The organism is Mycobacterium sp. NPDC050441 (assembly GCF_040655355.1).
Lineage (GTDB): Bacteria > Actinomycetota > Actinomycetes > Mycobacteriales > Mycobacteriaceae > Mycobacterium.
Map to the genome: position 1 here is coordinate 1 of NZ_JBFAJS010000020.1, position 10,443 is coordinate 10,443.

Consider the following 10,443-nt stretch of genomic DNA (forward strand, 5'->3'; position numbering starts at 1 on the left):
GCTTCACTGCGCAGCCCCCACTCCGGCGGCTGCCATCACAGCTGACATGCCCTCGGCGATCACGTCGCGCCCAAAAGCCTCGAGCACAACGTTGGGATTGAAGTACTCGCGGATCAGTACAACCTTGCCGTCGCGGATCCGCATGTGGGTGCAATAGGTATTGGCGTAGATCTTGCCGGTCTGCGTGACCGTCGCCTTTCCGTGCAGTTCCAAAATGAAGAGTTCCGGGTCTGTCGTGTCGTGCACGGTCAGCGAATCGATGCGGAGGTCGGGCACGGAGTCGAAGAACCAGTCGATGAAATGACCGATGAGGTGCCGGCCGGGGACGGTATCGGCGAGCGGCTCAGGCGCGAACGGCATCTCCCAGACGCCATCCTCGGCAAAGTTGTCCTTCCACACCTCCAGAGCCTCGCCGCGTGGCGGACCGTCATCGAGTGCCCCCCAGAATCGCTCAACTGTCGCGCGGTTGTCCGTTTGTACGCTCATGCGCCGCCTCCATCTCGTTGTCGACTGCTGTCTCAGTCGACGCCCAAAGCCGACAGTGCACTACGCGTCGTTAATAGTCAACACTATGTCGATACTCTTGTTTGGCACTATTTCGACGTAGTGTTGATTGTTGCCGACGGTTCGTCTACCGTCACTAGTGGTCTCGCCATATCCCCTGGTTGCGGCACTTGCGCCGCATGATGACCGCCACCCAGCCACCTGCGACCAACGAGGATCCGCCATGACGACACCCATCAACCGGCTCTTTCGTCTGCAGAGCCGGCCGCAAGGCCAGGTCACCGAAACGAACCTCGAGTGGGTCGAGGAGACCATTCCGGAAATCGACGAAGGGCAGGCGCTGGTCCGAACCCTGTACCTCTCGCTTGACCCCACAAACCGCGTCTGGATGAGCCAATTGCGTTCCTACATCCCACCGGTTGAGTTGGGTGCGGTGATGCGTGGCCTCGGAGTCGGACAGGTCGTCGAGAGTCGGCGAGACGATCTGCCGGTCGGAGCGTTCGTGCTCGGCTTTACCGGTTGGCAAGACTATTGCGTTGCTGACGATTCCGTTCTGGAATTTCCGTTCACAGTTCTTCCCGAGCCACTGCCGGCGCCGCTTCCCGCATTCCTCGGAGTGCTTGGCCACACTGGTATTTCAGCGTTCATCGGCGTCGAGCTGGGCGATCCTCAGCCGGGAGAGACGGTTGTCGTTTCCGCCGCGGGAGGGGCCGTCGGTTCGATCGCTGGGCAGCTGGCAAAGCAGCATGGCGCCCGCGTAGTCGGCATCGCCGGCGGCGCTGAAAAGTGCCGACACCTGGTGGAGGAACTGGGCTTTGACGCATGCATAGATCGACACTCGGACAACTGGCGCGAGCTACTCGACGAGGCGACCCCTGACGGCATCGACGTCGACTTCGAGAACGTGGGCGGCCCGATCATGGATCATGTCCTGGGCCGGCTGAACGTCGGCGCACGAGTGTCGCTGTGTGGCCTGATCTCGGAGTACGACACCTATAACGAACACGGCGACCAACCAGGCCTACGCAACGCGAATCAGTTGCTGATGCAGCGAGTCACCTTGCGCGGCTTCATCGTTACCGACCACGTCGAACGTTATGGGGAAATCATCGGAAAGCTCGCCGCGGCGCTGGGCGAGGGCTCGTTGACGTACGACGAGACCATAGTCGAAGGACTGGAAAACGCTCGGGACACCCTCAACCAGGCATTGTCCGGCGGCACACGCGGAAAAGCGGTCATCGAAGTCGCTTCTCCTGCGTCAGACTGATTTCCGTCAAATTTGTTGCCCTGAAAGGAAGTCGTCGTCCATCAGACGTCGAATGCCGGAGCGATGAACCGTCGCAGAATCTCGGCTTCGAGTTGTTCGTCGCCAAGGGGCAGGTAGGCCATCGACAACACCACGTGGACGATCCATACGGCTGCCGTGGGGTCGGTTCCGGTGATTCCGGTCAGTTCGGCGGCCAGAGCACTCAGGACGGGCGAGGAGTGCAGCTCGCTCAGTTCTGGTGCCTTGCTCGACGTCATCATCAGCCGCCGTATCGGGTCGGACCTGATCTGCCGCAGCGCCACGGCGATGGCCGTGACGACCCGCTCCGAGCCCATCAGTCCGTTGACTTCGCGTCGGACGGTGTCGGTGATGGCTGCGGCGATCCGAAGCAGCACGGCGTCCCGTATCTGGGCCTTACCGCCCGCGTGGCGGTAGATGGTGGCCCTCGAACAGTGCACCCGCTGGGCCAGAGAGTCGATGTCGAGCGCGTCCAACCCGTCTCGGCGCACCAGATCGGTAGCAGCGGCGTAGATGCGTTCAGCCGCCGCGGCCCGGCGATCTCCGCCAACGACCCAGTCCTCTCGCCCCATCGGCCTGCACTCCTTTGTGTCGTCCGCGGACCATCTTCTCAACACTGAGACAAAGCAAGGCAATCTTCTCACCGCTCGGGCAGGTCAGCGCCCATCGCTGAGACGCCTGTTCACCCGCTCCGATGACAGGCATTGTCGACTTCGTCGCGACGGGTTGACCCCGTTGTCGCAGACCAGCAACTTGGAGCGATGACACGTCAGGATGGGGCGCTGGGGCTTGCGCTGTTCGATGATCAGTACATCCAAGACCCGTATCCGCTCTACGCGCGCATGCATGCCGAAGCGCATGTCCACCGGATCGGTGACTCGGACTTCTATGCCGTGACCGGGTGGGAGGCCGTCAACGAGGCAGTGGCACGGTGCGAGGACTTCTCCTCCAACCTCACGGCCACCATGATGCGTAACGCCGATGGGACGGTGGGTGCGTTCCCGATGGGTGAACTCGGCGGCGCCACCCAGGCGCTGGCCACCGCTGATGATCCCGCCCATGCCGTGCACCGCAAGGCGCTGATACCGCAACTGGCGGCCAAGCGCATGCGTGCCTTCGAGCCCTTCGTCGCCGACACATCGACTCAGATCTGGGAATCCAGCATGCGCGACGGTCGCATCGAATGGATGGACGCGATGGCCAACCGACTGCCCATGATGGTCGTCGGACGCATCATCGGTGTCCCCGACCACGACACCGACAAGCTCATCCGGTGGGGATACGCCGCCACCCAATTCGTGGAAGGACTGGTCACCCAAGAGCAACTCACCGCTGCCGGTGTCGCGGTCATGGAACTCAGCGGGTACATCACCGCACAGTTCCACGACGCTGCCGCCGACCCCCGGGACAATCTGCTCGGCGATCTCGCCACGGCATGCGCCACAGGCGAACTGGACGAATTCACCGCGCTGGCGATGATGATCACCCTGTTCAGCGCTGGGGGCGAGTCCACGGCCTCGCTCATCGGCTCGGCTGCCTGGATCATGGCGAGTAACCCCGACATCCAGCATCACCTGCGGGACCAACCGGCACTACTCGGCGCATTCCTGGAGGAAGTGCTGCGCTTCGAGCCGCCGTTTCGGGGGCACTACCGCCACGTCGTCAACGACACCGAACTGGGAGACGTTGCCCTGCAAGCTGGTTCACGCCTTCTCCTGATGTGGGGTGCGGCCAACCGTGACCCGTCGCACTTCGAGGACCCCGACCAAATTCGACTCGACCGGCCGGCAGGGAAAGGTCACCTCGCCTTCGGGAAGGGGGCGCACTTCTGCGTCGGTGCCGCCCTAGCTCGATTGGAGGCCACCGTCGTACTCGGTCAACTGCTGGAACGCACGGCATCCATCGAGGCCGCCCAGACCGGGCGCTGGTTACCCAGCCTCCTCGTGCGTCGGCTCGACCACCTCGAACTGGTCGTCACATGACCGGGCACGCGGAGTTGATCGCCTTCTACGAGCTGACCCAGGCCAAGGCCGCATACTGTCGTGCCCTCGACACCCGGGACTGGAACGGCTTGACGGCGTTGATGACCCCGGACGTCGAATTCGGCATGAGTAACGGCGAATTCAGCCCTCACATGACAGAGGGCCGCGACGAGACGCTGGCCCTGCTGAAATCTCTGGTGACCGGAACGAAAACCGTTCATCAGGTCCACACGCCAGAAATCGACCTCAGCGGCGACGAAGCGCGGGTGATCTGGGCGGTGCAAGACCGAGCCGTGTTCGACAACGGAACATCGGTCACCGGCTACGGGCACTACACCGATCGTTGGGTCCGCCAAGCTGACGAATGGAAACTTGCCTCGTCACGGCTGACTCACCTGATCACCGACGTTCATCAAGCCACAGATGAGAGCGTCCAGTGACTCAGCCGATCCCGGTTGGGCTCGGAGGTTTGACCTCGCGTCGGAGGATCTTGCCGGTCGCGCCCTTGGGCAACGCGTTGACGAACCAGATTTCGCGCGGGTACTTGTACGCGGCGAGTCGATCCCGGACAAATGTCTTCAATTCCTCGACTTCTGCCGACGCCCCGCGTTTGAGTGCGACCGCCGCGCCGATCTCCTCGCCGAGGTCAGCGTGTTCGATGCCGATCACCGCTGCTTCAGCGACGCAAGGATGTTCGTAGAGAACTTCCTCGACCTCGCGGGGGTACACGTTGTACCCACCCCGGATGATCAGATCTTTCTTCCGGTCGACGATGGTGTAGTACCCGTCGCCATCGCGCGTCGCGATGTCCCCGGTACGAAACCACCCGTCGGGAATGGCTTCGGCCGTTGCCTCAGGTCGGTTCCAGTATCCCTTCATGAGATTTTCTCCCTGGATGGCGATCTCGCCCGGCGCGCCGTCGGGGAGGTCTTCGCCGTCGTCGTCGACGATCCGCAGCGCGCAGCCCCGGACGGGAATCCCGATCGTGCCGGGTTTACGTTGCCGCCCAGGCTGGTTGAAACATGCGATGGGCGCCGTCTCTGAGAGCCCGTACCCTTCGTAGATCTCGCAGTCGAACTTCCGCTCGAACGCTTTGAGAATTTCCACGGGCATGGCCGCACCGCCGGTGATACAGGTGCGGAGCGAGGACAAATCTGTGTTGTCCGCATCGGGAGAGTGCAACATCGCGGCGTACATGGTGGGCACGCCCTCAAGAACCGTTACCCGATCTCGGGCCAACACCTGCAAAGCCTTGGTTGCTGCGAAGCGGGGGACGAGGGTGAGGAGGGCACCGGCTTTGACCGCCGCATTGAGTCCGCAGGTGAGACCGAAGACGTGAAACAACGGCAGACAACCGAGGATCACGTCCTCCTCACCCACCTTGATCAAGGTGTCCACTGTCGTCGCGGCGTTGGTCGACAGGTTCCGGTGAGTGAGTTCGGCTCCCTTGGGTCTTCCGGTGGTGCCGGAGGTGTAGAGAATGACCGCGGTATCGTTGTCGGATCGACCGGTTGGTTCGTCGATTGGCCTGCCGGACAAGTTGACTGGACCCGTGGTGGGCACCGATTCTGAGCGGATCCCGACCTTCGTCGCCGTGGCCGACACGACGGCATCGCTCCCATCCAACCCGTAGACCAGCGACGTACCCGAGTCGGTGAGGTAGTACTCGACCTCACGCGCACTGAGCAACGGGTTCATTGGCACTGCAACCGCACCGGCCAGTAGAGCGCCGTAGAACAGCACGGGATATGCCGGGACGTTCGGCAACACCAGGCCCACCCGGTCGCCTGGGAGCACGCCCTGGGCCCGCAGGTCTCCGGCCACAGCAGAGGCGTGGCGGTAGAGCTGCCCATAGGACAGGACGTCGTCCTCGAGCTTCACCGCCGGCCGGTCCCCGTACAGGTGCGCGGTTGCGACGAGATTGCCGGCAAGGTTGGACACGGTTGACTCCTGCTTCGACTAGAGAACTCGCATTTCATTCCGCCGCCGGCGTGCGAATCGAATGAGCGCAAGCAGAGCAGCGGCTGAACCTGAGCAGACGGGCCGGCGGGGACTTCAAAGGCCAGGCCGGCGCAACTCTTGTAGTATGGACTACATGTCCATCATTATCAACACACTGTCGAACGGGTTTTGACATGCCCTCGGCCCGCACCGAGTGCGCTTTCGAAGAAGTTGCGCTGACCTATCATGCTTCCTATGGCGTCATCTTCATCTTTTAGCCTGAGCGCAGCTGAAACCCGAGTGGGCAGGCGAAACATCAAAGGTGATCGACGCGAGCAGGCTATCCTCGAAGGCGCTTACGACATGTTGCGCACGGTGCCGCTGCGCAACATCTCGATCGACGATCTCACCAAGCGCGCGGGGCTGTCGCGGTCATCGTTCTACTTCTACTTCGAGTCCAAGTGGCAGCTGTTGTCTGCGCTGCTCTCGCGGGTCACAGCCGACGTGTTCCAAGCCTCGCAACTGATCTTCGAACGTCCGGCCAGCATGCCGCCGGAGGCCGCCATCGAACACGCGGTCAACGAGGTCATCCAGGTGTGGGAACGCCATGGTCACGTTCTTCGTGAAGTAGCCGACGCCGCTGCGGCCGAGCCGGACCTGCAGACGCAGTGGGACGCCATCCTCGGCCGGTTCATCGACGCTGCGGCCGCAGGCATCGAGCGAGACAGGGAGACCGGCGTGGCCATCGCCGGGCCGCCGGCCAGGTCGTTGGCTGCCGCGTTGATGTGGATGGGAGAACGCAACCTTGCGTTGATGAGCCTGCGCAGTGCGAACGCAATCCCGTTGGAGGACATGGCCGAAACGGTGACGACGATCTGGCTGCGGACGGTCTACGGTCTGGAGTGGAAGCCCCGGTAACGAATTCGACCGACGAAGGCCCTCTCCATGACGCCGCGGAGAGGGCCTTCGTCCATCTTCTGGGGTTGCTCGGACGTTATTGGTTGTCCAGAGCCATTTTCGTCATGTTGAGGCCCGGCATGAGCATGTGACCGCCCTCGACCAACATCTCGAGGCCTGTCGTCCAACGTGATTCGTCAGAGGCCAGCCACAGCACTGCCTCGCTCATGGCCTGTGGTGGCAGCAGGCCCACATCCCGGAGAGCTGCCCAGTACCTCGCGCCTTGCAGGTCCTCTTTCACACCCTGGCCGGGCCCCTTGCCCGCGCACAGGTCATAGCCGCCTTGCCAGTCCAGGGCGGGAGTATCGGTAGGCCCGGGAAGCAGCGAGTTGACTCGGATGCCGTACTGGCCGAACTCGAGTGCCGCGCTCTTCGCCAGTCCGAGTACGCCATGCTTCGACGCCACGTAGTGGACGTAATGGGGAGATCCCTCGACGCCATTGCCGGACGAGGTGATGATCACCGAGCCAGCTCCGCGCGACTTCATGGCGGGAGTCACCGCTTTCAGTGTGCGCCATGGCCCCATGATGTTGACGTTGAGCACATCCAGGAACTCATCCTCGGGAATGTCGGCGAACGGGTGCACAGTCCAGATGCCGGCGTTGGCCACTGCGACGTCGAGTCCGCCGAAGGCCTGCACGCCCTCAGCCACCAACTTGTCCAGCGGGGCCTGCTCGCGCACGTCGCCGTGGTGTGCGATTATTCGCCGACCCAGCGCCTCGACTTCCTTGACCGTGATCTCAAGGTCGGCTGCCGTGCCAACGGGATAGGGAACCCTTCCGTTCGCCGGGCAGTCGAAGGCGAGGATGTCCGCGCCTTCCTGGGCGAGGCGGATGGCGTGCGCTCGCCCCTGCCCTCGGGCCGCGCCGGTGACCAGCGCGACCTTTCCTTCCATGCGTCCCATGTTCGCTCCCTCTTCTAAGGTGATTCGTTTACGGCCGGCCTGTCGGCGAGACCGTCTGTGGTGCAACGGATATAGGTCGAGACCTCACTCGCTCGGTCTGATCAGTTGGAGAAGGACATCGATTCCGGAAGGCTCAGTCCAGACATGCGTGGCGTCTCCCATCGGAATCGGCGCCGCGATCGGCTCTGGGCGCCCGGGTCCTCGGATGGCGCAGCCCGCGAGTTCGGGACCATCGGCACGGTGCAGCCGCAGTGCCAGATGGTCGAGTTTTGCCGGCGCTCCGTCGAGGGCTACCTCGAGCGCGTCCAGGTCGTGCATGGTGTACAGCTCGACCTCAGCGCCGGAAACGTTGAGGAACGCCGCACTGAGGCTCATGGCCGGAACCTCGACCGCACGAGCAACCTCGACCCCAAACCGATTGCACCAGTGCGTGAGTGCCGAGTCCAGGTCGCGTACCAGGATGCCGACGTGGTCGAGTCGAGGTAGGCCGGCAGCGGGCGGCGAGGTCATTGACTGCCCGCTGCGACGAAGTGTGGAGCAAGGCCGGGCCTGGGCTCGGTCCAACGCTGGGTGACGACTTTGGACCTCGTGTAGAAGCGGTAGCCGTCGTAGTTGAGCCCGTCGTCTCCGAAGCGCGAGTCGCCCCATCCGCCGAACCCGAACCAGGAAATCGGCACGGGGATAGGCACGTTGATCCCAACGCTGCCCGCCAGTACGCCCCGGCTGAATCGACGTGCAGCTGTGCCGCTGCCGGTGAAGATGATGGCGCCGTTCCCGTAGGGATTGTCGTTGACGATCTGCAGGGCCTGCTCGAGATCTTCGGCGCGCAGCACACTCAGGACCGGCCCGAACACTTCGTCACGGTAGAGATCGCTCTCGACGCTGACGTGATCGACGAGACTGGGACCGATGAAGTAACCGGCTCCGGGTGCTGTCCGTTCACGACCGTCGACAACCAGTCGGCCGCCCTGCTCTGCGGAGCGTTTCAGCGCCCCACGGACCCGATCGAGTGCGCGCTCGGAGATCAATGGCCCCATGTCGGAGTCCGACGTCGCACCCGGACCCACCTTGAACGCATTGGCGCGCTCGGCGATCTTGTCCACCAGCGCATCTGCCGCCGAGCCGACCGCGACGGCGACCGTCACCGCCATGCATCGCTGACCTGCGGCCCCGTAAGCAGCCGACACCAGCGCATCGGCGGCGGCATCGAGGTCTGCGTCGGGCATCACCACCATGTGGTTCTTGGCGCCTCCAAGGGCCTGCACCTTCTTGCCCGCCTCGGCTGAGCGCCGGTAGATCGCACGTGCGACAGGGGTGGACCCGACGAACGACACTGCCGCGACATCGGGGTGGTCGATGAGCGCCTCGGCTGCATTCACGCCGCCGTGCACAACGTTGAGCACGCCGTCGGGCAATCCTGCCTCGCTCGCGATCTGCGCCAACCGCACCGATGCCGACGGCACCTGTTCACTTGGCTTGAGCACGAACGCATTCCCGCACGCAATGGCGGCCGCAAACATCGACACCGGCACCATGACCGGAAAGTTGAACGGTGTGATGCCGGCGCATACACCGAGCGGCTGCCGGAAGGAGTACGTGTCGACCCCATTGGCAACCTGCTCGGCGTACTCCCCCTTGAGTTGCTGCACCACCGAAAGCGACACGTCGATCGCTTCGATCGAGCGGGCCAACTCTCCTCGGGCGTCTGCAAGCGTCTTGCCCTGTTCGGCCGTGATGATCGACGCCAGGTCGTCCACCTGCTCGTGCAGCAGCACCCGGAAGCGGTGCAGTATCGATGCGCGGGCGGGGCTGGGCGTGTCGGCCCAGGCCACCGCTGCGGTGCGCGCGCTGACGACCGCTTCGTCGACGGTATCGGCACCGCCCAGCACGACGGTCCCGATCACGCGCCCCGTGGCGGGATCATGGATCTCGGCTCGCGGCCCTTCCGTCGAGGGGACGGCCCCACCGCCGATCCAGTGCGGCACGGTGTCAAGAGATACATCGATGGTCACAGCAACTCCAATGGTCAGTAATGCCAAATACCCGAAACGACAACCACGCTCACGCGTTCTCGCGGGGATGCGGAATCTCGGGGAACATCTCCAGGCCGTAGTTGACCTTCAGGTTCTCGACCTCGGCCTGCAGCTGCTCGGGCGTCCGGAGCTCACGATCGCGCGCTTCGTAGAAGTACTTGTCGATACCGCCGTTGGGCTCGAAGCCATTGCTGTCGGGCCCCGGCACAAACACCACGAGAATCCGGGCTTCGTCACCGACCACCTCATAGGTGTGCCGCTGATCCTTGCGCCCCCAGACGAACTGGCCCTTTTTGGCGTTGTACGAACCGGCCTCGGTGTGGATCTTGATCTCGCCGTCCATCACGAAGAAGCCTTCTTCTTCGCGGTGGTGGATGTGCCAGACCGGTTCGGTACCCCGCACCCAATTGGTCTCGATGATGATCAGCTGGCCGCTGGTGGTCTCACCGGTCGCGTGAATCCAGAAATCCACTCCCGTCATGAAATCACCGGTCATGTTGAAGTGGATGTCCTCGCGATGAGAGACGTAGCTCTCGCCATCGCGCGACGTTGACGGCTGGATCTGGTCGACGTCCGATCTCGTGGCCATGTCAATCCTCCTGTTTCGTTGTGACGCCGCACGCCGGTGTTCGGTGTCACGGCCTTGGCGAAGTTGAGACTAGACTCACAGTCGAGTGTAGTCAACACTGTGTCGACTTTGGCTTGGCCGGGCCGCGACCAGCGCAGTCAAGCAAATACTCGACAATGTGTTGACTATCACCAACGTGTAGTGCACTCTCGGATTCACCGCGGGTCTGACGGCAGCCCCGCTCGAAAACGGAGGTCAGTCAATGAAAT

11 protein-coding genes are annotated in these 10,443 nt (G+C 63.2%); 4 read left to right on the forward strand and 7 right to left on the reverse strand.

The annotated features are described in order from the left end of the window. Positions 1–3: 3 nt before the first annotated feature. Positions 4–486, reverse strand: a complete 483-nt coding sequence (locus tag AB0I14_RS31965) for a nuclear transport factor 2 family protein (RefSeq protein WP_358030973.1) — start codon at positions 484–486, stop codon at positions 4–6. A gap of 241 nt (positions 487–727) precedes the next feature. Here AB0I14_RS31965 and AB0I14_RS31970 point away from each other — a divergent pair, with 241 nt between their 5' ends. After that, positions 728–1,771 (forward strand): NADP-dependent oxidoreductase, encoded by a 1,044-nt coding sequence (locus tag AB0I14_RS31970; RefSeq protein ID WP_358030976.1) that lies wholly within the window; start codon positions 728–730, stop codon positions 1,769–1,771. Between the two features lie 41 nt (positions 1,772–1,812). On the opposite strand, the gene AB0I14_RS31975 is transcribed toward AB0I14_RS31970, so the two are convergent. After that, positions 1,813–2,361 carry a TetR/AcrR family transcriptional regulator gene (locus AB0I14_RS31975; RefSeq protein ID WP_358030979.1) on the reverse strand — a complete coding sequence of 183 codons (549 nt, stop codon included), beginning with the start codon at positions 2,359–2,361 and terminating at the stop codon, positions 1,813–1,815. A 189-nt stretch (positions 2,362–2,550) separates the two neighbouring features. On the opposite strand from AB0I14_RS31975, the gene AB0I14_RS31980 reads away from it, so the two are divergent. Beyond that, positions 2,551–3,771 (forward strand): cytochrome P450, encoded by a 1,221-nt coding sequence (locus tag AB0I14_RS31980; protein WP_358030982.1) that lies wholly within the window; start codon positions 2,551–2,553, stop codon positions 3,769–3,771. Continuing rightward, on the forward strand, positions 3,768–4,211 hold the full coding sequence (locus AB0I14_RS31985) for a nuclear transport factor 2 family protein (RefSeq protein WP_358030985.1): 444 nt from the start codon (positions 3,768–3,770) through the stop codon (positions 4,209–4,211). The genes AB0I14_RS31980 and AB0I14_RS31985 overlap by 4 nt, the downstream gene beginning before the upstream one ends. 1 nt (position 4,212) lies before the next feature. Here AB0I14_RS31985 and AB0I14_RS31990 read toward each other — a convergent pair whose 3' ends face one another. Further along, positions 4,213–5,712 (reverse strand): long-chain fatty acid--CoA ligase, encoded by a 1,500-nt coding sequence (locus tag AB0I14_RS31990; RefSeq protein ID WP_358030988.1) that lies wholly within the window; start codon positions 5,710–5,712, stop codon positions 4,213–4,215. A 255-nt stretch (positions 5,713–5,967) separates the two neighbouring features. Here AB0I14_RS31990 and AB0I14_RS31995 point away from each other — a divergent pair, with 255 nt between their 5' ends. Continuing rightward, positions 5,968–6,630, forward strand: coding sequence for a TetR/AcrR family transcriptional regulator (locus tag AB0I14_RS31995; RefSeq protein ID WP_358030992.1), 663 nt, complete (start codon positions 5,968–5,970; stop codon positions 6,628–6,630). A gap of 76 nt (positions 6,631–6,706) precedes the next feature. On the opposite strand, the gene AB0I14_RS32000 is transcribed toward AB0I14_RS31995, so the two are convergent. The 4 genes from AB0I14_RS32000 to AB0I14_RS32015 all read right to left on the reverse strand — a co-directional run bounded on the left by AB0I14_RS32000 (position 6,707) and on the right by AB0I14_RS32015 (position 10,195). Beyond that, the gene (locus AB0I14_RS32000; protein WP_358030995.1) at positions 6,707–7,573 is read right to left on the reverse strand and encodes a mycofactocin-coupled SDR family oxidoreductase; all 867 of its coding nucleotides are present in this window, start codon (positions 7,571–7,573) and stop codon (positions 6,707–6,709) included. Between the two features lie 84 nt (positions 7,574–7,657). Continuing rightward, positions 7,658–8,083, reverse strand: coding sequence for a VOC family protein (locus AB0I14_RS32005; protein ID WP_358030997.1), 426 nt, complete (start codon positions 8,081–8,083; stop codon positions 7,658–7,660). Next, the gene (locus AB0I14_RS32010; RefSeq protein ID WP_358031001.1) at positions 8,080–9,585 is read right to left on the reverse strand and encodes a CoA-acylating methylmalonate-semialdehyde dehydrogenase; all 1,506 of its coding nucleotides are present in this window, start codon (positions 9,583–9,585) and stop codon (positions 8,080–8,082) included. Before AB0I14_RS32010 ends, AB0I14_RS32005 begins: the two co-directional genes overlap by 4 nt. Positions 9,586–9,634: 49 nt before the next feature. Further along, positions 9,635–10,195, reverse strand: a complete 561-nt coding sequence (locus AB0I14_RS32015) for a cupin domain-containing protein (protein ID WP_358031004.1) — start codon at positions 10,193–10,195, stop codon at positions 9,635–9,637. Positions 10,196–10,443 lie beyond the last annotated feature (248 nt).

Bases quoted from the DNA above. Each gene is read 5' to 3' on its own strand.
- AB0I14_RS31965 (WP_358030973.1), bottom strand. From the start codon at position 486: ATGAGCGTACAAACGGACAACCGCGCGACAGTTGAGCGATTCTGGGGG.
- AB0I14_RS31970 (WP_358030976.1), top strand. From the start codon at position 728: ATGACGACACCCATCAACCGGCTCTTTCGTCTGCAGAGCCGGCCGCAA.
- AB0I14_RS31975 (WP_358030979.1), bottom strand. From the start codon at position 2,361: ATGGGGCGAGAGGACTGGGTCGTTGGCGGAGATCGCCGGGCCGCGGCG.
- AB0I14_RS31980 (WP_358030982.1), top strand. From the start codon at position 2,551: ATGACACGTCAGGATGGGGCGCTGGGGCTTGCGCTGTTCGATGATCAG.
- AB0I14_RS31985 (WP_358030985.1), top strand. From the start codon at position 3,768: ATGACCGGGCACGCGGAGTTGATCGCCTTCTACGAGCTGACCCAGGCC.
- AB0I14_RS31995 (WP_358030992.1), top strand. From the start codon at position 5,968: ATGGCGTCATCTTCATCTTTTAGCCTGAGCGCAGCTGAAACCCGAGTG.
- AB0I14_RS32000 (WP_358030995.1), bottom strand. From the start codon at position 7,573: ATGGGACGCATGGAAGGAAAGGTCGCGCTGGTCACCGGCGCGGCCCGA.
- AB0I14_RS32005 (WP_358030997.1), bottom strand. From the start codon at position 8,083: ATGACCTCGCCGCCCGCTGCCGGCCTACCTCGACTCGACCACGTCGGC.
- AB0I14_RS32015 (WP_358031004.1), bottom strand. From the start codon at position 10,195: ATGGCCACGAGATCGGACGTCGACCAGATCCAGCCGTCAACGTCGCGC.